Consider the following 22579-nt stretch of genomic DNA (forward strand, 5'->3'; position numbering starts at 1 on the left):
AGTGCATCCTCCAAAGAATCAGATGCTCTCGACAGATTCAGCTCCCAAACCCCTTGTCACGCGTTAACTCACCCGATTGCCCTGCCATGGACCGGCACGGTGAGTGACACGGGCAGCTGGTTTTTGTAACGTCACATCGACTATGAGGTGTAGCGGAAAGGAAAGTCCGATCCATTCGACCGTTCTGAAAATCGAAAAGTCCTGGATAGACGCGCAACCCTGCGCAGGAAACAGCTGACACGACATGGCCGGGATCATCGAACCGACACCTCTCATCACGGTCATAACGCCGACCCACGATCGGCGCGAATCAGTGTTGCGCGCCGTGGAAAGCGTGCTTTCCCAGAGCATGCCAAGGCTCGAGCATATTGTCGTTGACGATGGCTCGACCGATGGAACCGAGGCGGCGCTCGCCCGCATTCAAGACCCGCGGCTGATCTATGTCGGCGCGAAATGGCGAGGCGCCAACGCCGCCAGGAATGCCGGCATCGAGCGAGCGCGGGCGCCCGTGGTGACGTTCCTCGATTCGGACGACGTCTACCTGCCGCACCGGCTTGAACGGACCCTGGCCTGCTTCGATGACAATCCGACACTTCAGGTGCTGATCAGCTCTTTTGTCTCCCTGAAGGGCAACCGCGCCACCAATTGCGTCAACCGCGACGCATTCGTGAGCCCGACGATGCTGGAACGAACGCTGGTCGCGCAGACGATCTTCATCGCCGGCTCCGCGATAACCGCCCGTCGCGAGGCCTTGCTGGGCATTGGCGGCTATGACAGCGACATCACCCGGATGCAGGATCGCGAATTGCTGCTGCGGCTTGCCCGCCGCCATGGCGCGCGTTTGTCCGAGGACATCGACTGGACGAAATACAATTCGGAAAACTCGATTTCGGGCCGCCGTAACGGCTATGTCGAAGCCTATGCGAACCTGATGGGCAAACATCCGCATATTGCCGACGCCTACCCGCATATTCCGCCCTACATGATCTCGCGGCAGATTATCGCCGATATCCTCCGAGGCCGGATACCTCAAGCATTTGAGGGCTACATGGCCAATCGCTCGTCGACAGCGCTCGGCTACTCGTTGCCGGAGCTACTGCACGGCTATGTCCATGGCCGGCGCTGGCGCCGCGATCTCTACAACGAGTTCCGCGACAAGTTTGGCGCCCGACCGGCCTGATTGCATGTCGCCCAAAAGTGTCCAGCGGTTTTGGGACAACGACATGCACGACAAGTCACGGCAAGCTCACCGGTCGAGTTCCGGAAAATACGGATCTGACAGGAACCGCCTGTCCCGCTCGCCTTGCAGACAGTCTATCGGCGTGGCCGCGTCGACGGGGACGATTCTCGCCTTGTTCTGAATGCCGCTTACTTCGAGGATCAGCTTGCGCCGGATGGCCGTCGAAAATTCGGCGGCCGCATAGATCGGCAGCACGAAGGAACCGGGGCCCCCGGTCACGCACTGCGCATAATACTGGTCGAGATGACTGAAGGTGGGCGATGGGCTGATCAGGATCGGCAGGCCATTGACGACGATGCCTTTTGCGGTCGCCGCATCGCGCGTCGCGGTGACCGGCGGCCCGATATTGTTCGGACCGTCACCGGAAATATCGATGACGCTGCGTTCGCCCTCGAAGGACGTGCGATCGAAAAGCTCGGTGCCGAAGGCCAGCGCACCGGAAATCGAGGTGCCGCGGAAGCTCCGGAACGGGCGGGCCGCAACCTTGTCGGCAAAGCTGTTGGCGCTCTCGGCGCTGTCGATGATCTGCCAGCCGATGACCGCGTCGTCGCGCACCGTGCCGGCCCATTCGAAATAGGTGAGCGCGATCCGGCCCGTGGGGCCGGCGCGAACAGCCTTGATGAAGTCGGGATGCCGCAGCGCCTCGACATAACCGGCGCGCTGCAGGGCGAACTCCTTCTCGTCCATCGATAGCGAGATGTCGACCGCCAGCACCAGCTCGACGTCGACGGCCAGCGCATCCGGCGGCGAGGCGGCGGCCTGGGCGCAGGCAAGACAGGCAAGCAGGCGCAGAGCATCAAGCATGGCCGTGGCCAGGGTTGTTTCTCCCGACAAGCTTGCTGCGCGATCACGGCAAAATAAAGCTTTGCACCCCTCGCCTGGATATCAGCTTACTTTCTCGCGGCGAGCGACGGCAGGCGGCGGTTCGATCGCGCCGGCCCTGACGCGGGCGGGCTTCAGAGCTGGAGCGCCGGAATCCTTGACGATCGTCAACGCGCGAGGAAAGAACTGATTGTTGTGCTGGCCCTGCCCGATGTTGAGGATCGCAGTCCCAGGCAAACGCTTCTCGAGCATCGTCAGCACCCGCCGTAGCGACGGGCCGTCGAACGCATCCAGCGCTTCATCGATGATCACCCATTTCGGCCGCCGCAAGGCGAGCCTGGCGAAGGCCAGCGAGCGCTGTTCGTCATCGCCCAGCTCGTGGTCCCAGCGCCCGGCGCGGTCGAGTGACGACGACAGCCGTTCGAGACCGACCTCGGCGAGCACCGCCGAAATGTCGGCATCGCTCGCCGGCGCGGCTCCATTCGGATGATCAAGCACCTCGCGCAACGTACCGACCGGGAAATAGGGGACGCGCGGCACGAATATTGGGGATTCCCCCGCCGGCAGGCTGATCCGGCCGCCTCCCCATGGCCACAGGCCGGCAATGGCGCGGAAGAACAGCGTCTTGCCGGCGCCCCGCTCGCCGGTGATCATGACGCGCTCGCCGGGGCGGATTTCGACATGCTGGTCGGCCAGCCTGGTGCAGCCCTCCGGCGAGGCCACTTCGAGCTCCTCGAAAGTCAGGCTGCCATTGGCGTTTTCGCCGAAGGCGATGCGCCTCTCCGTGTCGTGCAGCACATCGGTTTCGTCGAGCGCGATCCGGAAGTCGGCGACGCGCATGAGCGTGGCGCGCCAATCGGCGATGCTGCCGATGTTGTTGATGAACCAGCGCAAGGACGAGTGAACCTGGTTGAAGGCGCCCACCGCCATCATCAGTCCGCCAAAGCTGATATCGCCTGAGAAATAGACCGGCGAGGCGACCAGGATGGGTGCCACGACCGTGATCCAGCCATAAGTGTCGGTCACCCAGGCCAGATTGATCTGGGCGCCGTAGATGCGCCGCATGGCGCCGAGCACCGTGCCGAGGTCGAGTTCGAGCCGTCGCCTGGCGTCGGCCTCGCCATGGTACAACGCAATGGCATCGACATTTTCGTTGACGCGCACCATCGAGGAGCGCAGCTCGGCTTCGCGCGTGTAGCGGTCGCTGTTCAGGCCGATGAGCGGGCGTCCGACCAGCCAGCTCAACCAGGAGGCGGTGCCGGCATAAAGGATGGCAGCCCAGACCATGTAGCCCGGTATGGCCAGCGCGGTCCCGCCGATGTGGAACACGAAGCCCGAGGACAGCTCCCACAGCACGCCGACGAAGGATACGAGCAGGATGAGCGACTGCAGCAGCCCGACACCGAGGTCGGTCGACAGGTCCGAGAGGTGCGCAGCATCCTGCTGCATGTGCTGGTCGGGATTGACGCCGATGGCGCCTGCATTGGCCAGCCGGAAGGCGCGCGCGGGCCTCGTCCACTGGTCGATCAGGTCCAGCGTCAGCGCCTGGCGCAGCCTGAGCCGGATCATCTGGTTGAGCCAGGTCTGGCCGACATTGAGCACCAGCAGCCCGCCAGCAATGGCCGCAAAGACGAGAAGCTGGTGCAGGAAGGCCGCCATGTCGCGGCGCGCGAGCGCATCGTAGAAAGGCTGATTCCAGCGGTTGAGGAGAATCTGGCCGATCGACGTTGCAATGATCACGGCCATGATGCCAACCGATGTCCAGAGCAACCACTTGCGAACCGGCGATCCCGCCAGCGCCCGCCTGATCGTCGCCACCTGATCGCTCAGGCTGCTGGCTTCAACCGCCACGGCAACCGGCTGAACGGTGGCGGCATAGTCCGGTTGATCAGCCATGGCCGGGGTCCTTGCGTTCAGTGCTGAAACCGGTTGGAGAGACTTGAAGGCATCCGTCGTTCAAATGGACTGCCAGATGCGCTGTCAAGATGCGCTGTCAGTCCACTTGCGACAGATAGGCAGGGAAACGACGCCAGGCACTCTTGCCGTGATCACGAAGCCGTCACCCGCGCAACCGATGGCTTGGCATCCCCGGGCTCATTTCGGCGGCCGAGCCGGGTTGCGCCATGCGGCGACAGCACCGGCACGAAGACGCGGCGCGAGGCGCGCTGGGCGACCGGCACGCCTTGATAGAGCCGCTTCTGTGCCTCGACGACGATGACCCCGGAAAAGATCGGCCATAGCCGCCGGCCGACGCGTTCCAGCACATTATGGAACCGCATCATGAAGCGCCGCCGCGACGGCGGAAAGAACAGCGCATCGGACCATGAGGCGGGCGTGAAATTCGCCTCGCGCAGCAGTTCGGTCAGCTGGCCGCGCGAGAAAGGCCGGCCATTGCCGAACGGCGTGTGCTCGAAGCGCGCCCAGACGCCGCGCCGGTTGGGCACGACGATGACGACCCGGCCCGCCGGCGACAGCACACGCCAGATCTCGTTCAGCGTCTCACGCGGGTTCTCGACATGTTCGAGCGAATGGACGAGCAGCATGCGGTCGATGCAGGAATCGACCAGCGGCAACTCCTCGTCGAAGACCAATGCCGTCGCCGTCGGCCCCGTCGCCGGCCACACCACCGCGCCCTGCGTTGCCGGCATGAAGGCGAAGACCCGCTCGGCATCGGCGCCGAAGCGCTCCAGCCAAGGCAAGGTGTAGCCGAGACCGACCAGCCGCTCGTTTGGCACGGCTGCCCATATCGACGACAACGCCATGGTGATCGAATGCTCGGCGAACCGGCCGAGCGTTGTCGAATAGAAGGAGCGAAGATCGACGATGTCCGAATGCATGGCAGGGATGTAGCCGTGATATCGTCGGGTTTCAACAAAAGGCCTTGATGACCGGATGACATCCGCGAGCCAGCGCCCTATGTCTGCGGCGATTCCCGCATCGGCCCGAAAATCGGTTTCGATTTCGGAAAGCACGATGCAGCAGATAAAAAGTGTCAGAGCGTCCTTTGTGCGTCCAACTGGACGCACAAAGGACGCTCTAACGGAGAGATGCGATGCCGGTCGAAATCGAACAGTTCATGTGCCGCACCGACAATTTTGGCGTGCTGGTGCATGACCCCAAAAGCGGCCAGACCGCGATCATCGACGCGCCCGAGGAAGCGCCGATCCTGGCCGCGCTCAAACGCACCGGCTGGACGCCGACGATGATCCTGACCACGCATCATCATGCCGACCACGTCGAGGCCAATCTGGCGCTGAAGCAGCGCTTCAAGCTGCGCATCGTCGGCCCGGAAGCGGAAAAAGCCAAGATCCCCGGCATCGACGAAACCGTCGAAGGCGGCTCGGTTCTTCACCTTGGTGATGAAAAGATCGAGGTGATCGCCACGCCCGGCCACACAGCCGGCCACGTTTCCTACTATTTGCCTGGATCGAAAGTGGCGTTCACCGCCGACACGCTGTTTGCGCTGGGGTGTGGGCGGCTGTTCGAATGCAAACCGCCGATCATGTATGATTCGCTGAAGAAACTGGCGGCGCTTCCGGCTGAAACGGTCGTCTATTGCGGCCACGAATACACGCTCTCCAACGCTCGTTTCGCGCTGACCGTCGACCCGACCAATTCGGCGCTGAAGGAACGCACCGCCAAGATCGAGGCGCTGCGCACCGCCGACAAGGCGACGCTGCCGACGACGATCGGCGAGGAACTGTCGACCAATCCCTTCCTGCGCTGGCACGATCCGGCGATCCGCAAGCATCTTGGGCTGGAGAAAGCCTCGGACGCCGAGGTCTTTGCCGAAATCCGCAAGCGCAAGGATAATTTCTAGAGCCCGGTGGTATCCTCGAAGCCATGACCAGCTCCGCCGAAATCATCGCGACGCTTGGCCTGAAACCGCATCCGGAAGGCGGCTGGTACGCCGAGACCTTTCGCGATGACGCCGGCGGTGCGCGCGGTCATTCGACCGCGATCTATTTCCTGCTGGAGCGGGATCAGGTTTCGGCCTGGCACCGGGTCAAGGACGCCGCCGAGGTCTGGCACTTCCATGCCGGCGCCCCGCTGGCGCTGGCGATGTGGGAAGAAAGCAGCGCCGTTGTCGAGCAGGTGCTCGGCATCGATCTCGCAGCCGGCGAGCGGCCGCAGATCGTCGTCCCGGCAGGCTGGTGGCAATCGGCGCGCAGCCTGGGCGAATGGACGCTGGTCGGCTGCACGGTCGCACCGGGTTTTGACTTCGCCGCCTTTGAGCTGGCAGCACCTGGCTGGCAGCCGAAACAACCCTAACGCAACAAGAACCCAAGCGTGATCGCGAGCTGGGCCGCGTAGTAGAGCACCCAGACGGCAAAGCGCATCCAGGCGCGGTGCGGCGAGATGGCGGCCACCAGGAATTTCTCCGTGGCGAGCAGACCGTCCGATGCCATGAACAACATGGCGCCGCCGATAATCCAGACGCTGCTTGTCGTCAGCGCCGAAACGCCCATCGCCAGGATCGCAGCGACATAGACGGCGATCGGAACGCGCAGGCCGGGGCCGACGCGTCGCCACAGCGCCGCCAGCATGACGATCGCAAACACCGCCATGGCCAGCGCGATCGCCCCACGCCACGATTCGGCGCCCAGCAATTCCAAGCCGCCGCCGCTGCGCAGGAACAGCACGACATAGACTATATGGGCGACGAGAAAGCTGGCCAGCCCGCCAAGAAAGGCCTTTTCGCCGTCGCGCGACAGGAAGGCGTCGCCAACGGCGCTGAGCGCGAGCGCGGCGACCAGCAGCAGCGGCCCGCCTTGCAGCGCCGCCAGCATGGCAAGCATCGCCACGGCAAGCGTCTTTGCCGCCGAGCGTGCGAGCGTCGGCGGCATGCCAAGCGTGAAGGCGTAGATCACCGCGGCCGCCAGCGAAAAGATCAGCGTCGCGTTGGCGTTGGCGTCAATGCCGCCCGGGAACGGCATCGTCATGCCCCGGCTCTGCTTTCGGATGCCCCGGCTCCGCTCTCGGTCACGGCGGGCTTGCGCAGGAACAGCGACTTTGCCGCCAAGGCCGCCCCGCCGGTGATGAGCACACAGGCGGCGACGATGCGCAGCGATGGCTCGGCGACACCGGCCGCGATCAGCACCAGCGTCGACAACAGCGGTGCGGCGTAGCTTGCGGCACCCAGTACCTGGATGTTGCCGCGTTTGACGCCGATGTCCCAGGCGTAGAAGGCAGCACCGACCGGCATCAGGCCAAGGCCGAGCACGGCCAGCCACTGCCCGGCGCCGTCAGGCAGAACCGTTTGTTCCAGCGCCAAGTGGCAGGCGAGCGACAGCACCGCGGTCGCGGCGCAGAACCAGGTGACGATGCTGGTCGGCACCGACGGAAAGCGCCGCGACAACAGCGAATAGGACGACCACAGCACGGCGCAGACGGCGGCCATGGCATAGCCGAAGGCGTAACGGGCGTCGAAGGCCAGCCCGCCGCCCTTGGTGACGATCAGCACGGTACCTGCAAGGCCGAGCAGCGCGCCGACGACATGGTTCCAGGCCAGGCGCTCGCCCGGCATCAGCGCCGAGCCAAGCACGATCAGCAAAGGCCACAGATAGGCGATCAGGCTCGCCTCCACCGCCGGCGCATTTCGCAGCGCGGTGAAGTAGAAGAAATGGTAGCCGAACAGGCCGGCAATGCCGATCAGCCAGACTTGGCGAGGGATTTTCTGGCCCTTGTCGGGCGCCGGCATGAACAGCCGCGCGACGAGCCCGACCCCGGTGCCGATCGAGAAGGTGATCGCCGACAGCAGAAACGGTGGCACCTGGCCCGACCTATCGGTGAGCAGCGCCAGCAGCGCCCACATGGCGACCGCCGAAAAACCGATCAGCGTTGCGCGCGCCATTCCGTCTCCAGTGGCGCGCGTATGGCGCCTGCCCTACTGTACTGCCTCGAAACGCCTGGCGCTGATGGTCAAGGTGCCGATCTGTGTGCCCACCGTGGCGTGGATCGGCGCATATACGCCGGTTTGGCCGAGCGATGCAAACGTCACCATCATGCGGCTGCGGTTCTTAAGATAATTCAGCGCCTTGCGGCCCTTGCGGTAGCCCGCCACCGGCTCGAAGCCCATTCGGCAGGTGATGGTGTCGCCCTTGTAACCCGGCACCGAGATCGTGCCCTTCGAAGCGTAGGTCAGTGTCAGATCGGCACGCATCTCGCCGTCATAGAACCTCACCGTGCGGCCACAGACCTGGTCGAGACTGTCGGCATGGATGACAGTGGCGGCCAGCGGATCGAGCACGGAGACCAGGTCGCCGGCACCGATCGGCACCCAGTTCTTGGGGTCGCGCTTGCCCGGCGCCGGGACGACCCGCGTCGAGGTGACCGCGCCATTTGCAAAGCGGATATCGACCGCCGATGCCTTCTTGCCGGAGGTGTAATCGGCACGGAACGCCTGCGGCACCATCTTCTTGCCCGAAATCGTGCCCTTGGATGAGACCGTGCCACGCGTGTCGTCGAACAGCCTGGCAAGACCGGCCGCGGTGACGCTGCCTTCGATCGCGTAGGCGCCGTTCTCATAGTGGCTGGAAAACGTCGATTTCGCTATCGAAAGACCAAGGAACGACACTGTGTACTCACCCTTGAACGACTGTGGCGAGGCAGCAGAAACGGCGGACGGCAAGGCAATGGCGAGCAGGGCAGCAAGGGCATGGCAACGAAGCATGGCGGGATCGGGTCCTTGATTTTCGGCCGGAGGCGGGCAACTCCGGTCTGGCATGTCCCTATGAAACCGCTTATAGGATGAATTCCGGCCTTAATATGAAATGCCGGGCGCGTCCGTGGGGAAGCCGGTGCTTGACGCCTCGGCGAAATGCAACTATGGAACGCCAACTTTTTCCATAAGGCCGCCTGACCAGAACCGCGCGCCACCCGGCGTGGGCACAAAGGTTTGGCAGACCCCGAGAACTGAAGGTTAGAACCATGTCCCGCACCTGCGAACTCACTGCCAAGGCAGTTATGTCCGGCAACAATGTGAGCCACGCCAACAACAAGACCAAGCGTCGCTTCCTGCCGAATCTCGTCAATGTGACGCTGATTTCGGAAGCGCTGAACCAGAATGTGCGCCTGCGCATTTCGGCCAACGCGCTGCGTTCGGTCGAACATCGCGGCGGTCTCGACGCCTTCCTGGCCAAGGCCGACGTCAAGGAATTGTCGCAGCGCGCCCGTCTGTTGAAGAAGCAGATCGCCAAGAAGATCGCCGAGCAGCCTGCTGCCTGATATCGTTTAAAGGCGGGGGACGAACCGCCCTGGCCAACCTCTTGTTGGCCTTGGGCATCGGATGGAACCCGCAAGGTTTCGGCAATCCGATGCTCAAATACGAAGCGAGCATCGCCCGGATGGGCATGATGCTCCGCTGGTTCCATTACCCAGGATAAAAAAATGACTTCCTTCTCGCGATACCTGCCATTCGTGGCCGCCATGGCGCTTGTCGTCGTGGCGTCGAACATTCTCGTGCAATTCCCGATGCAGGGCCAGATCGGCGGCCTGTCGCTGGCCGACCTTTTGACCTGGGGCGCCTTCACCTACCCCTTCTCCTTCCTGGTCACCGATCTCGCCAACCGCCGCTACGGGCCCACCGTGGCGCGCAGGATCGTCTTTGTCGGCTTCATGACGGCGGTGGTTTGCTCGATCCTTGTCCCGCCCTTCCTGTTCCGCCACGGCCTGATCGAATTCGAGACCGCCGCCGACCGGCTGGTGCGCATCGCGGCGGCGTCCGGCGCGGCGTTCCTTTCCGCGCAACTGCTCGATGTGACCGTGTTCAACCGGCTGCGCCGGCAGAGCTGGTGGCGGGCGCCGATCGTCGGCACGCTGGTCGGATCGGTGTTCGACACCGCGGTGTTCTTCACCGTCGCGTTCTCGGCCGCGTTTGTCCTCGCTGGTCCGAACGACAGCTTTGCGCTTGAAACCGCACCTTTGATGGGCGTCTTCCATATCGATGCCATGCGCTGGGTTTCCTGGGCGCTTGGTGACCTGTCGGTGAAGCTGATCATCGCGGTGGTCGCACTCATCCCCTACCGGCTGCTCGCCACCCGCTGGAGTCAACCGGCAGTCACGGCTTAAACCATGATCCCGAAAAGTGGGACCCGGTTTTCGGAAAAGATAATGGTCGGACAAAGGCCATGATTCCGTGGGTCCAGATAGACTCCGCGAGGACCCCGGATGGCGCACAGGAGCTTCGCCTCAAGCGGCGTGGCACCGAATTCTCGATCATGCTCGGCACCAACGAGCTGATGAACAGCCGTCTCAGCGGCTCCGAGGAAGCGCTGGCAAACCTGTCTTGCCAAAGGATTGCCGGCCATCGGCAGCCAAGGATCCTGATCGGCGGGCTTGGTATGGGCTTTACGCTGCGGGCCGCACTCGCAGAGCTCGGCAATGACGCCAGCATCGTCGTCGCGGAGTTGGTCCCGGCGGTCGTAGCCTGGGCACGCGGTCCGATGGCCGAGATCTTTGGCGGCTGTCTCGACGATCCGCGCGTCATCATCCGTGAGACCGACGTCGGGCAGTTGATACGCTCGGAGCCCGCCGCCTGGGACGCCATCCTGCTGGATGTCGACAACGGCCCGGAAGGCATCGTCCACAAATCCAACGATGCGCTTTACAGCCTGCAGGGACTGGGCGCTGCGCGCGGCGCCCTCAAGCCGGGTGGCGTCCTGGCGGTTTGGTCGCAAGGCCCTGACAGCGGCTTCACGCGGCGGCTGAAGCAGGCAGGCTTTACGGTCGAAGAGGTCAACACGCGCGCCAACGGCAAGCGTGGCGCGCGCCATGTCATCTGGATAGCCGCCAACGGCTCACGATCCTGACCGGATGCCGTCGTAGCTCTATTAATGAACGGTCGCCCCCCACTCCGTCGAGCTTCGCTCGCCACGCTCGCCGATCGACGGGGTAGAGGAAGGACATGCGTTCGCCAACCAAGCTCGTTCCTCTCCCTCCGGAGGGAGGAGAGTTGGCGCTGCGAAGCAGCGACGGAGTTGGGGAAGGCGTCCGACCAAAATCGAACCCGCCGTCCTCGACTTCAGGTCCGCGGTTGGAACGTCGCTCAATCCTGGTGCAGGATGAATTCCAGATAGAGATTGCGCTGCAGGATCGAGTGGTTGTCGTCGGAAATCATCGACACCATCAGCGCACCGTCGTCGCGGGTCCAGACGTCGAGCCCTTCCATGTTATCAATCTGATAGCCCATGTCGGCTTCCAGCAGTACCGGCCCGTCGGCGACGGCGCCCTTCTCGACGCTCTCGCCATAGATGCGCCGCAGCCGCATCTTGACGCCTCTGGCCATCGAAAAACTGCGCTCCAGAAGCAACAGGTCGCCATCCGGCAGGAAGGCGCCGTCGGTGATGTCGAAATCGCCGTTGCGCTTGACGGTAAAGACGCCCTTGTGCGGCCCTTCGATGATGGCGGCGTAGATGTTGCCGGCCTTGTCGAGGCTCTTCTCGGAGACCACCACCAGCCCGCCCTCATGCTGGCCGTAGGCATTGGCGTGGGTGACGGTCTCGAAGCCGCGATTCTGGCGCAGCTCGTGGGCCGGAACCACGAAATCCAGCTGCCTGAACGGCGCCTTCATGTCATGGGAGGCGATCTTGAACTGGGCGACGCGGTGGTTGCGCTCGAAGCCGACGGTGGCAATGCCGTCCTTGACCGCGAGGCCTTCCGCATCGACCTCCCATTTCTTGTCGATCGGCCGACCCGTCTCGTCGACCATCTGCTGCATGCGGAAATTCTGGATACCGGATGGCCGCTTGTCGGCGTCGCGGACCACCGTGCCGAAGAACCAGAACCCGGTGTCGGCAACGCCAATGAAGTCGCCGCCGGCTTTCAGGAAGCGGAGGGCCGACAGCGCACCGAAATCGCGCGTCGGCGATGTCATCTCCAGCCCGCCGACGAATTCGAGCGTACCGAACTGCTTGCCGGCACGGCCAATGTGGAATTCGGTGATCGGGCGGGCCGAGATCTCGACCGTTTCGACCGAGGTGGAATCAGCCGAACCGGTTGCGGCCGAAGCCATGCCGGTAAACAGGGCGATGGCGGCGAAAAGCGTTTGCCGAAAGCAATTCCAGGAAAAGTGTGAAACGGTTTTCCCGGGAAAAGCGCATGGCGCTTTCCCTTGGGAATTGCGTAAGAACAGAGAGTTAGAGCGGTTCGGCATTTCCGTGAAACGATGAGCCGCTCTAGAACCGCCGCGCGAAAAGATCATACGGCGCGCCGCATGCCGCCGCGCCGCGTATCCTTGGCGCTCTCCTCGGCGAATAGCGAAGCCAGCTGCTCGGTCATGGCGCCGGCCAGTTCCTCGGCATCGACGATGGTGACTGCACGGCGATAATAGCGCGTGACGTCATGGCCGATGCCGATGGCCAGCAATTCCACCGGCGAGCGCGTCTCGATCAGCTCGATGACCGCGCGCAGATGGCGCTCGAGATAATTGCCAGGGTTGACCGACAGCGTCGAATCGTCGACCGGCGCGCCGTCCGAGATCATCATCAGGATCTTGCGCTGTTCCGGCCGGGCGATCAGGCGGTTATGCGCCCACAACAGGGCCTCGCCGTCGATGTTTTCCTTGAGCAGGCCCTCGCGCATCATCAGGCCGAGATTGCGCCGTGCCCGCCGCCACGGATGGTCGGCCGATTTGTAGATGATGTGGCGCAGATCGTTGAGCCGGCCGGGGTTCGGCGGCTTGCCGTCCTTCAGCCACTTCTCGCGCGCTTGCCCGCCCTTCCAGGCCCGCGTGGTAAAGCCGAGGATCTCTACCGAGACGCCGCAACGCTCCAGCGTGCGCGCCAAAATGTCGGCGCAGGTGGCGGCGACCGTGATCGGCCGGCCGCGCATGGAGCCGGAATTGTCGAGCACCAGCGTCACCACCGTGTCGCGGAATTTCGTGTCGCGTTCCTGCTTGAAAGACAGCGGCTGCATTGGATCGATGACGACACGCACCAGCCGCGCCGGGTCGAGGTAGCCCTCTTCCAGGTCGAAATCCCAGGAGCGGTTCTGCTGCGCCATCAGCCGGCGCTGCAGCCGGTTGGCCAGCCGGCCGACGACGCCCGACAGGTTGGCAAGCTGCTTGTCGAGGAAGGCGCGCAGCCGGTCGAGCTCTTCTTCCTCGCACAGCTCCTCGGCGCCGACCGTCTCGTCGAAAGCGGTGGTGAAGACCTTGTAGTCGATCTCCTTCGGCAGATTGGTGAAGGGATTGTCGTTGCGGCGCGCCTCGCCAGGCGTCTCGGCGTCCGCATCGTCATCGTCGGACAGGTCGTCGGCGGTGGCGTCGGAGGCTTCGGTCTCGGCCGACTGCTCGTCATCAGCCGATGCCTCGGCATCCTCGGACTGCGACTGCTCGGAGCCGGAATCCTCTTCGCCGCCCTCCTCGCTCTGCTCCTCGCCTTGCGGCTGGTTGTCGTCATTGTCCTCGGAATCTTCCGTCTCCTGGTCGTCGCCGAGTTCCTCGGCCATCTCCATGGAGGCGAGCATCTCGCGCACGACGCGGGCGAAGGCCTGCTGGTCGCCGAGCTTGGCCGACAATCCGTCGAGGTCGGCCTTGGCCTTTTCCTCGACCCAAGGGCGCCAAAGTTCGACCAGCCGCTCACCGCTCTTCGGGATCGGGCGGCCGGTCAGCTTCTCGCGCACCATCAGGGCGAGTGCTTCCTCGATCGGCGCGTCGGCCTTGTCCTTGACGTCGACGAGGTTGGCCTTGGCGTATTTGTCCTCCAGCATCGAGCCGATGTTGTCGGCGACGCCTTGCATGGCGCGGGAGCCGATCGCCTCGACGCGGGCCTGCTCGACCGCATCATAGATGGCGCGGGCCGCCTTGCCTTCCGGCGCCAGCCTGGTGTGGATGCGCACATCGTGACAGGCGCGCTTCAGCGCCATGGAATCGCCGAGGCCGCGGGTAATCGCAATGTCGGTCTTCGACGCCTTCTTCGGCAGTTCGGGCAAACGCGCCCGGCTGCCGGCGAGTGCGGGCCTATCCTTGGCGAAGCCGACCTCGAGTTCCTTGTCGCCGGCGATGGCACGCATGCAGACGGTGACGGCGCGCTTGAAGCTGTCGGCTTCAGACCCCGTCTTCGACTTGGTGCGCGTGTTGTCGCCCGGACCGGCCATCGAGACTCTGCTTAGCCCAGCACCACGTTGGCCGCGCTCTCGGGCAGATCCTCGCCGAAGGCGCGCTGATAGAACTCTGCCACCACCGAGCGCTCGAGCTCGTCGCACTTGTTGAGGAAGGTCAGCCGGAACGCCATGCCGATATTGCCGAAGATCTCGGCATTTTCGGCCCAGGTGATGACGGTGCGCGGGCTCATCACGGTCGACAGATCGCCATTGATGAAGGCCGAGCGCGTCATGTCGGCGACGCGCACCATCTTGTTGACGATCTCCTTGCCCTTGGCGTCGCGATAGTGCTTGGCCTTGGCCAGCACGATGGCGACTTCATTGTCGTGCGGCAGGTAGTTCAGCGTGGTGACGATGGACCAGCGATCCATCTGCGCCTGGTTGATCTGCTGCGTGCCATGATAGAGACCGGTGGTATCACCCAGGCCGACCGTATTGGCGGTCGAAAACAGCCGGAAGGCCGGATGCGGGCGGATAACCCGGCTCTGGTCGAGCAGCGTCAGCCGGCCCGACGATTCCAGCACGCGCTGGATGACGAACATCACGTCCGGACGGCCAGCATCGTACTCGTCGAAGCACAGCGCGACATTGTGCTGGTAGGCCCAGGGCAGGATGCCGTCGCGGAATTCGGTGATCTGCAACCCATCCTTGACGACGATCGCGTCCTTGCCGACGAGATCGATACGGCTGACATGGCTATCGAGATTGACGCGCACGCAGGGCCAGTTGAGGCGGGCGGCGACCTGTTCGATATGGGTCGACTTGCCTGTGCCGTGATAGCCCGACACCATGACCCGGCGGTTGTAGGCAAAGCCGGCCAGGATCGCCATCGTCGTGTTCTTGTCGAACAGATAGTCCGGATCGATGTCGGGCACATGCTCTGATGTCACCGAATAGGCCGGCACAACCATCTTGGACTCAAAGCCGAATTTCTCCTTCACCGACACCGTCGTGTCGGGCAGGTTGGCGATGTCGCGATCGACCTTGTTCATATCTCTCAACGTCTCCACGGGCGAAAAGCCTGATTTCGCCGGCAATCGATTTTGTCCGGGGGCGGTCTTAGAGCCTTTTCCAACCTTATGAAAGTTGGAAAACGACACGAACCGTATGGTCGCTCAGCACAGGCCCGCCTGTTTGAGCACGCGATAGGCCTGCAGCACATCGCGGAACCGGTCTTCCGAACCTCTGTCGCCACCATTCGCATCCGGATGGTGGAGTTTCACCAGTTCCTTATAGCGCGCCTTGATCTCCTTGCCAGTCGCCTTTGTATCAAGGCCAAGCGTTTCCAGCGCCTTGGCCTCAAGCGGCTTGGCCTTGCGCGCGCGCGCCTCGCGCGGATCCTTCGGCCCCTTGAACAGGTCGAACGGGTCGCGCATGCGGTTGTAGTAGCCGGCGCGGCCGGAACGCATCTGCGCCACATCCGGCGACGAACGCGTCGAGGCGCCGTTGACGCCCATCTTCCAGGTCGGCCGGTGACCGGTCATCGCTTCCTTCTGGAAGCGCGCGACCTCGGTGTCCGGCACGCCGGAGAAATAGTTGAAGCCCTTGTTGTACTCGCGCACATGGTCAAAGCAGAAACGGAAATACTCGCCCTCCTTCATCCGCCCGACCGGCGCGCGATGGGTGCCCGCCTCCTTGCAGCCGTCCCACTGGCAAATCGGCGAGTGCGACTTCAGCTCCGCGTCCTTGTCGGGGCGGACGCGAATCTTCTCGAAATATTTGGGGTACGGCTTCATCTAACCCATTTATGGGGCGTTCGCAGATGCGAAACAAGAATTGACATTTTCGCGATCATCGCCCTAACCGCTGAATCGCGGCATAAAGCAGGCGAATGGCGGATTTTGTTGCACGGCAGCGACTTTTGCGAAGACCGATTTTCGGTTTCAGGCTGATGCGCCAGCCATATGTGGTGAAGGGAGACGGCGATGTCCATACAGGCGACCATGGAAGACAAGCTCAACAAAGCATTTTCGCCGGAGCGGCTGGTCATCATCAACGAGAGCCATCTCCATGCCGGCCATCACCACCACGGCTCCGAACATCACGGCGCCTATGACGGCACCGGCGAGACACATTTTCGCGTCCGCGTCGTCGCTTCCGCCTTTGCCGGCATGAGCCGCATCGACCGCCACCGCGCCGTCAATGAACTGCTTGCCGACGAACTGAAAGCCGGCGTGCACGCGCTGGCGATCGAACCGGCGGCTCCCGGCGAAAAGACCCGCTGGTAGCCAAGGGTCCGACGCCCACTTTCCGCGCGCTCAGAGCACCGCTTCGATGAGGAACGGCCCGCGCCGCGACAGGGCACTGTCCAGCAGCGCGTCGAACCGCTCGCACGTATCGGCGCGGGCCGCCTCCACGCCCATGCCTTTGGCCAGCGAGATCCAGTCCAGCGAGGGATGGTCGAGGTCCAGCATGCGCCTGGCGTTCTCGCCGATCGTCTCGACGCCGACATTCTTCATCTCGCCATGCAGGATCGCATAGGTCCGGTTGGAAAACACGATCGTCACCACGTCGAGATTCTCCCTGGCCTGGGTCCACAGCCCCTGCACGGTGTACATGCCGCTGCCATCGGCCTCGAGATTGATCACCTTGCGGTCCGGACAGGCGATCGCCGCCCCGGTCGCCATCGGGATGCCCCCGCCGATCGATCCGCCTGTGCCCATCATGTAGTCGTGCGGCGCGGCAAAGGCCGATAGCGCGAAGAAACGCCGCGCCGAGGTAACCGCTTCATCGCAGACGATCGCATCGGCCGGCAGTTTGCGCGCCACCGACAATGCGATGGCATCTTCCGTCAGCCTGCCGCTCGGCGGTGTCTCGTCGGGAAAGGCGGTCGCGAACGCCTGTTGTTGCGCCGGCTTTATGCCGAGTTCGTCGCGCAGCGCCTCCAGCGCCGCATTCAGATCGCTGCCATGGCCGGCCAGCGTCAGCACCTGGCACCCCTCACGGACAAGCCGCCCGGGCTTTCCCGGATAGGCGAAGAAGGCAACCGGCTCCTTCGCGCCGACCAGCACTAGAACATCGATATCCCTGAGCACCGCCGTCGCCGCATCCACCGGATAGGGGATGCGGGTCGGCGCGACTCGCCCGCGCCCGCGTTGCATGCGGGCGATCAGGACGTCGCTGAACAGACGGACATCGCTGCCTGTCGAAATCCGCCCCGCAATGGCAAGCCCATCGGCTCGTGCGGCCTTCCCGCGAACGACCATGCCAACGCGACCCGGAGCGGCACGGATCGCTGCCGCGACCATGCGCACGGCGTCCATGTCGACGGCGGGCGGCGGCGCCAGCCTTACCTTACCGACCGAAGCCGCACCGACTTCACCCCAGGCCGCATCGGCCGGCAGGATCAGCGTCGTCACGCCGGGAGGCGTCAGCGATGCGCGCAAGGCCGCCTCGGTCGCCGGCGCGACATCGTCCGGGCCACCGATGCGGCGCACCCAGTTCGACATCGGCGCCGCGAGGCTCTCTATATCGCTGGTCAGTGGCGCATCGAGCGGCAGATGGTAGGAGGCATGGTCGCCGACAATGTTGATCATCGGGCTGAGCGCGCGCCGCGCATTGTGCATGTTGGCGAGACCATTGGCCAAGCCGGGACCGGTATGCAGCAGCGTCGCGGCCGGGCGATCGGTCATCCGCGCATAGCCATCGGCGGCCCCCGTCACCACGCCCTCGAACAGGCCGAGGACGCAACGCATCCGCGGTTTGCGGTCAAGCGCTGCAACGAAATGCATTTCTGACGTGCCGGGGTTGGCGAAGCAGACCCTCACATCATTGGCCAGAAGCACGTCACACAGGACATCGGCGCCGCCGTTCATGCAATTCTCTCCCGATCAAAGAGGTCACTTGCACCCGGGGACGCCCGCACGGCAATGTCCCGCCAGTGCTTTTGGTCTGATCCAGTCGTTAACGCACGAGCCTCGATCAGCCGACCGTCGATTTCAGGAATGCCAGCGCGGCAGTGGTCAGCGCGTCGCCGTCGTCGCCGAAATCGCGATTGATCGACATGTGCGTATAGGCGCTGCCGTCGAACAGCGTAACCCTGGTGCCGGTGGCGCGCAGGCGCTTGGCAAAGGCCTTGGAGGCCTCGCCACGGCCAGGCGCCCGCGAATAGGCGATGAAGGTCGGCGGATGCTTGCGGCCGTCGACATAGCTGATGGGTGACAGTGCGGCCCATTGCGCGGGGTCGGAAAAGACCCGCGCATAAGCCCGCACCATGCCGCCATTCTTGGCAAGCGCTGCAAGGTCGTAGGCTCTTGTATCGTCGAGAAGCAGGGCAGCGACGCCAGGCAACCCACCGCGCATGCCAGTCAGCGCAATCAGATGGCAGCCGGCCGAATGGCCCATGCCGACAATGCGATTAGGGTCGCCGCCATGCTGAGCGATGTTGGCCCTGATATAGCCGTAGGCCTTTTCGACGTCACCGGCCTGGGTGGCGACATCGGCCTCAGGCAACATCCGGTAATCGATGGAGACGAAGCAGAAGCCGTTGGCCAGCAGGAAGGCCGGCTTGGCGTTGACTTGGCTTCGCTTTCCAGACTGCCAGGTGCCGCCATGAACGAAAAGCACGACCGGCAGTGCGGTTGCATCTTCGGGGGCATAGATGTCGAGTTTCGCCGGCCCGTAGTCGACGGTTTTTGGCGCCGGTTGGCGCAGCCGCCACGCGGCCGATGCTCCCAACGGCAGCATCGCCGCCACGGAAGCCAGAATGAGGCTTCGCCGATCGATCATCGTGGTCTCCCGACCGTGTCGGCCAAGAGTGCCCGCGGGCGCCACGAGCGTCCAGTCAAGGATTGGCAATATCCAAAGATCTGGTTCGGCGATCGATCATCGACCCGAACCGCGATCGACCTGCTTCATCGAACCCGCATCGGGCGACAGCTCTCACCGCATCAAATGCACTGCGCTCGCGGTTCAGTTCACGAAATCAATATTTGTCCTCGATGGCCTCATCTGGCCATCACCGCCCTAAGTTGTTGGATACGCATTCCAATCACATGGGGTGCCGTCCCGGGTTTCGACGCGAGGTCTCCGAGTTTCGATGCCAAGTGCATCATCTGAAGGGAACCACAATGCACTCCCGGTAGTTGAATGGATTGAGGAGCCATCCGGCGGCCAGAACGGCTTTGAGGGCAGAATATCATGCGTGAGAATCAGTCCGACGTCTTCGATCTGTTTTCGGAGATTTATGCGAACGCGGCCCAGGAAGAAATCAGCCTCCAGCAGTACCTTCTTGCCTGCCGAGAGGACAAATCGATGTATGCCTCGGCGCCTGAACGGATGGTCGAGGCAATCGGCGAGCCGAACTTGGTCGACACCAGCAAGGACGAGCGACTAGGCCGCATTTTCTCAAACCGCACCGTCAAGATCTATCCCTCCTTCTCCGACTTCTATGGAATGGAGGATACGATCGAGCGCATCGCCGGATATTTCCGCTATGCCTCCCAGGGCCTCGAGGAGCGCAAGCAGATCCTCTACCTTCTCGGCCCTGTCGGCGGCGGCAAATCCTCTCTGGCCGAGCGGCTGAAGAGACTGATGGAGGAACGCCCGATCTACACGCTGAAGGTCGGTAACCAGATCAGCCCGGTTTTCGAATCGCCGCTTGGCCTCTTCCATCCCGATCGCATGGGCGACCTGCTGCAGGATAAATACGGCATAGCCCGACGCCGGCTGAACGGGCTTATCTCGCCATGGGCGGCCAAGCGCCTCGACGAACTGTCCGGTGACATTTCCAAGTTCAGCGTGGTCAAGCTGATGCCTTCGCGATTGCGCCAGATCGGCATCGCCAAGACCGAGCCCGGCGATGAGAACAATCAGGACGTCTCGGCCCTGGTCGGCAAGGTCGACATCCGGCAATTGGAAAATTTCAGCCAGTCCGATCCGGACGCCTATTCCTATAGCGGCGGACTGAACCGGACCACCCAGGGCCTGCTTGAATTCGTGGAAATGTTCAAGGCGCCCATCAAGGTCCTGCATCCGCTGCTGACCGCGACCCAGGAGGGCAGCTACAACGGCACCGAAAATTTCGGCGCCTTTCCCTACCAGGGGATCATCGTGGCCCATTCCAACGAATCGGAATGGCAGCAGTTCAAGAACAACAAAAACAATGAGGCCTTTCTCGATCGCATCCTCGTGGTCAAGGTGCCCTATTGTCTGCGGATCACCGAAGAGAGGCAGATTTACGAAAAGCTGCTGCGGGAGAGCGAATTGGCCGCCAGCCCCTGCGCCCCCGAAGTGCTGGACATTCTCAGCCGCTTCACCGTCTCGACCCGCCTGGCCGAGCATGACAATTCGCCACTCTACACCAAGATGCGCGCCTATGACGGCGAGAACCTGAAGGACGTCGACCCTAAGGCGAAGTCGGTTCAGGAATATCGCGACGCCGCCGGCGTCGCCGAAGGCATGACCGGCGTCAGCACACGCTTCGCCTTCAAGATTCTGTCGCAGACATTCAACTACGATACGAAGGAGGTGGCTGCCGATCCCGTGCATCTCATGTACATCCTGGAAGAGGCGATCAAGCGCGAGCAGTTTCCAAAGGAGACGGAAGCGGCCTATCTCGAGTTCATCAAGTCGGAGCTGGCAACGCGCTATGCCGAGTTCATCGGCCACGAAATCCAGAAGGCCTATCTGGAATCATACAGCGAGTATGGCCAGAACCTCTTCGACCGTTACATCGCCTATGCCGATGCCTGGATCGAGGATCAGGACTACAAGGATCCCGATACCGGCCAAGTTCTCAATCGCGAGATATTGGACAAGGAATTGTCGCAGGTCGAAAAACCGGCCGGCATCGCCAATCCCAAGGACTTCCGCAACGAGGTGGTGAAGTTCACATTGCGCGCGCGCGCAAGAAACCACGACCGCAACCCGGCGTGGACAAGTTACGAAAAGCTGCGGGAAGTCATCGAGAAGCGCATGTTCGGCCAGGTCGAGGACCTCCTGCCGGTGATCAGCTTCGGCTCCAAGCAGGATAGCGTCACGGAAAAGCGGCACAATGAGTTCGTGCAGCGGATGGTCGAGCGTGGCTACACCCAGCGGCAGGTGCGTCGCCTTGTGGACTGGTACATGCGGGTGAACAGGGCGGGTTGAAAGAGCCCGGATGGTTCCATGCCGATCTTCATCGACCGTCGCCTGAATCCGAAAGACAAGAGCCTCGGCAATCGCCAGCGCTTTCTCAGGCGTGCGCGCGAGGAGCTGAAGCGGAGCATACGCGATCAGATCCGCACCGGCAGCATCGCCGACGCCGATGCCGAGCACGCTGTGCCCATGCCCGAAAGTGGCACGGGCGAGCCAAGCTTCAACAACGCCCGCAACAGCGGCAGGCGCCAGCACATCCTGCCGGGCAACAGGCATTTCTCCCCTGGAGACCTGATCCCCAAGCCCGGCGGCGGCGCGGGAGCGTCGTCCCCGGGGAACACGGCGTCTGAAGACGACTTTCGTTTCGTGCTGTCACGTGAAGAGGTGCTCGATCTTTTTTTCGAGGATCTCGAACTCCCAGATATGGTCAAGCTCAACCTCAAGGAGATCCTTGCCTTCAAGCCGCGCCGGGCTGGCTTCGCCGCCACCGGTTCACCGACCAACATCAATGTTGTGCGCACGATGCGCAACAGCCACGGCCGCCGCATTGCGCTGAGGCGTCCTAAGCAGGAGGATTTGGACGCGATCCTTCAGGAAATCGCCACGCTTGAGTTGGTGCCGTCCAGCCCAGCGGCGCGCCAGCGCATTGCGGCGTTGCGCGAAGAACTTGACCGGCTGGAGCGGCGGCGCAGACGAATTGCCTATGTCGATCCGGTCGACATCCGCTTCAACCGCTTCGATCCCCGACCTGTGCCGAACGCCAATGCCGTCATGTTCTGTCTGATGGATGTGTCCGGCTCGATGGGTGAGCGCGAAAAGGATCTGGCCAAGCGCTTCTTCGTACTGCTGCACCTGTTCTTGAAACGGCGCTACGACCGCATCGAGATCGTCTTCATCCGCCACACGCATCTGGCCCAGGAGGTCGATGAGGAAACATTTTTCTACAACACGCAAAGCGGCGGCACTGTCGTTTCCACCGCGCTGGAGGAAATGCACCGCATTATTGGCGAACGTTACCCCGCCCACGAATGGAACATCTACGCCGCCCAGGCCTCGGACGGCGACAATTTTGGCGGCGATTCTGAGCGATGCATGGCATTGCTCAACGGCAAGCTCATGCGGCTGTGCCAGTATTTTGCCTATGTCGAGATCATCGACGAGCGAGAAGCCCATATCTTCGGCACGACCGAAAACGGGACATCGCTATGGCGTGCCTATAGCGAAATCGACCTGAGATGGCCGAACTTCCAGATGAGCCGCATTGCCACGCCCGCCGATATCTACCCGGTTTTTCGCCAACTCTTCGGCAGACAGCCGGCTTCCCTCAAGAGGGCATGA

General features: G+C 63.0%; 21 protein-coding genes. 9 read left to right on the forward strand and 12 right to left on the reverse strand.

Annotated features, from left to right (window positions below; all coding sequences use genetic code 11):
• The first annotated feature begins 244 nt into the window (after nt 1-244).
• Nucleotides 245-1180: a glycosyltransferase family 2 protein gene (locus NKH02_RS12650; RefSeq protein WP_352870751.1), complete on the forward strand. Its 936-nt coding sequence runs from the start codon at nt 245-247 to the stop codon at nt 1178-1180.
• A 66-nt stretch (nt 1181-1246) separates the two neighbouring features.
• On the opposite strand, the gene NKH02_RS12655 is transcribed toward NKH02_RS12650, so the two are convergent.
• The 3 genes from NKH02_RS12655 to NKH02_RS12665 form a co-directional block, all read right to left on the reverse strand.
• Nucleotides 1247-2044 carry a DUF1194 domain-containing protein gene (locus NKH02_RS12655; protein ID WP_352879122.1) on the reverse strand — a complete coding sequence of 266 codons (798 nt, stop codon included), beginning with the start codon at nt 2042-2044 and terminating at the stop codon, nt 1247-1249.
• Between the two features lie 81 nt (nt 2045-2125).
• Nucleotides 2126-3958 (reverse strand): ABC transporter ATP-binding protein/permease, encoded by a 1833-nt coding sequence (locus tag NKH02_RS12660; RefSeq protein WP_352879124.1) that lies wholly within the window; start codon nt 3956-3958, stop codon nt 2126-2128.
• 152 nt (nt 3959-4110) lie between these two features.
• Entirely contained in the window at nt 4111-4899 is a 789-nt protein-coding gene (locus NKH02_RS12665) for a class I SAM-dependent methyltransferase (RefSeq protein WP_352870748.1), read from the reverse strand.
• A gap of 215 nt (nt 4900-5114) precedes the next feature.
• On the opposite strand from NKH02_RS12665, the gene gloB reads away from it, so the two are divergent.
• Nucleotides 5115-5882: a hydroxyacylglutathione hydrolase gene (gloB, locus tag NKH02_RS12670; RefSeq protein ID WP_352879126.1), complete on the forward strand. Its 768-nt coding sequence runs from the start codon at nt 5115-5117 to the stop codon at nt 5880-5882.
• 23 nt (nt 5883-5905) lie between these two features.
• Nucleotides 5906-6334 carry a cupin domain-containing protein gene (locus NKH02_RS12675; protein WP_352870746.1) on the forward strand — a complete coding sequence of 143 codons (429 nt, stop codon included), beginning with the start codon at nt 5906-5908 and terminating at the stop codon, nt 6332-6334.
• On the opposite strand, the gene NKH02_RS12680 is transcribed toward NKH02_RS12675, so the two are convergent.
• From NKH02_RS12680 to NKH02_RS12690, 3 genes are read right to left on the reverse strand one after another with little or no spacing between them, the layout of a single operon-like run.
• Nucleotides 6331-7005, reverse strand: a complete 675-nt coding sequence (locus tag NKH02_RS12680; protein WP_352879128.1) for a lysoplasmalogenase family protein — start codon at nt 7003-7005, stop codon at nt 6331-6333. The two genes, NKH02_RS12675 and NKH02_RS12680, sit on opposite strands and share 4 nt — an antisense overlap.
• Complete coding sequence (gene yddG, locus NKH02_RS12685; RefSeq protein ID WP_352879130.1) at nt 7002-7916, reverse strand: aromatic amino acid exporter YddG; 915 nt, start codon at nt 7914-7916, stop codon at nt 7002-7004. Before yddG ends, NKH02_RS12680 begins: the two co-directional genes overlap by 4 nt.
• A gap of 33 nt (nt 7917-7949) precedes the next feature.
• Complete coding sequence (locus NKH02_RS12690; RefSeq protein WP_352879131.1) at nt 7950-8735, reverse strand: DUF3108 domain-containing protein; 786 nt, start codon at nt 8733-8735, stop codon at nt 7950-7952.
• Nucleotides 8736-8992: 257 nt separating this feature from the next.
• Here NKH02_RS12690 and rpmB point away from each other — a divergent pair, with 257 nt between their 5' ends.
• From rpmB to NKH02_RS12705, 3 genes are all read left to right on the forward strand, one after another.
• Nucleotides 8993-9289, forward strand: coding sequence for a 50S ribosomal protein L28 (rpmB, locus tag NKH02_RS12695; RefSeq protein ID WP_056583698.1), 297 nt, complete (start codon nt 8993-8995; stop codon nt 9287-9289).
• Nucleotides 9290-9451: 162 nt separating this feature from the next.
• Nucleotides 9452-10132: a queuosine precursor transporter gene (locus NKH02_RS12700; RefSeq protein ID WP_352870742.1), complete on the forward strand. Its 681-nt coding sequence runs from the start codon at nt 9452-9454 to the stop codon at nt 10130-10132.
• 59 nt (nt 10133-10191) lie between these two features.
• Entirely contained in the window at nt 10192-10872 is a 681-nt protein-coding gene (locus NKH02_RS12705; protein WP_352870741.1) for a spermidine synthase, read from the forward strand.
• Between the two features lie 236 nt (nt 10873-11108).
• On the opposite strand, the gene NKH02_RS12710 is transcribed toward NKH02_RS12705, so the two are convergent.
• The 4 genes from NKH02_RS12710 to NKH02_RS12725 all read right to left on the reverse strand — a co-directional run bounded on the left by NKH02_RS12710 (nt 11109) and on the right by NKH02_RS12725 (nt 15900).
• On the reverse strand, nt 11109-12074 hold the full coding sequence (locus NKH02_RS12710) for an esterase-like activity of phytase family protein (RefSeq protein ID WP_352879133.1): 966 nt from the start codon (nt 12072-12074) through the stop codon (nt 11109-11111).
• 185 nt (nt 12075-12259) lie between these two features.
• Nucleotides 12260-14158, reverse strand: a complete 1899-nt coding sequence (gene cobT / locus NKH02_RS12715; RefSeq protein WP_352879135.1) for a cobaltochelatase subunit CobT — start codon at nt 14156-14158, stop codon at nt 12260-12262.
• A gap of 11 nt (nt 14159-14169) precedes the next feature.
• Nucleotides 14170-15156, reverse strand: coding sequence for a cobaltochelatase subunit CobS (gene cobS, locus NKH02_RS12720; protein WP_109671608.1), 987 nt, complete (start codon nt 15154-15156; stop codon nt 14170-14172).
• A gap of 123 nt (nt 15157-15279) precedes the next feature.
• Entirely contained in the window at nt 15280-15900 is a 621-nt protein-coding gene (locus NKH02_RS12725; RefSeq protein WP_352870737.1) for a J domain-containing protein, read from the reverse strand.
• Between the two features lie 189 nt (nt 15901-16089).
• On the opposite strand from NKH02_RS12725, the gene NKH02_RS12730 reads away from it, so the two are divergent.
• Nucleotides 16090-16392, forward strand: coding sequence for a BolA family protein (locus tag NKH02_RS12730; protein ID WP_352870736.1), 303 nt, complete (start codon nt 16090-16092; stop codon nt 16390-16392).
• A 30-nt stretch (nt 16393-16422) separates the two neighbouring features.
• Here the strand turns inward: NKH02_RS12730 and NKH02_RS12735 are convergent, their stop codons facing one another.
• The gene (locus NKH02_RS12735; protein ID WP_352879137.1) at nt 16423-17979 is read right to left on the reverse strand and encodes an acetolactate synthase large subunit; all 1557 of its coding nucleotides are present in this window, start codon (nt 17977-17979) and stop codon (nt 16423-16425) included.
• Nucleotides 17980-18085: 106 nt separating this feature from the next.
• The gene (locus NKH02_RS12740; protein WP_352879139.1) at nt 18086-18892 is read right to left on the reverse strand and encodes an alpha/beta hydrolase; all 807 of its coding nucleotides are present in this window, start codon (nt 18890-18892) and stop codon (nt 18086-18088) included.
• A 411-nt stretch (nt 18893-19303) separates the two neighbouring features.
• On the opposite strand from NKH02_RS12740, the gene NKH02_RS12745 reads away from it, so the two are divergent.
• Nucleotides 19304-21253: a PrkA family serine protein kinase gene (locus tag NKH02_RS12745; RefSeq protein WP_352870733.1), complete on the forward strand. Its 1950-nt coding sequence runs from the start codon at nt 19304-19306 to the stop codon at nt 21251-21253.
• An 18-nt stretch (nt 21254-21271) separates the two neighbouring features.
• Complete coding sequence (locus NKH02_RS12750) at nt 21272-22579, forward strand: YeaH/YhbH family protein (protein WP_352870732.1); 1308 nt, start codon at nt 21272-21274, stop codon at nt 22577-22579.

It is taken from the genome of Mesorhizobium sp. M1396 (genome assembly GCF_040317725.1).
Classification (GTDB): Bacteria; Pseudomonadota; Alphaproteobacteria; order Rhizobiales; family Rhizobiaceae; genus Mesorhizobium.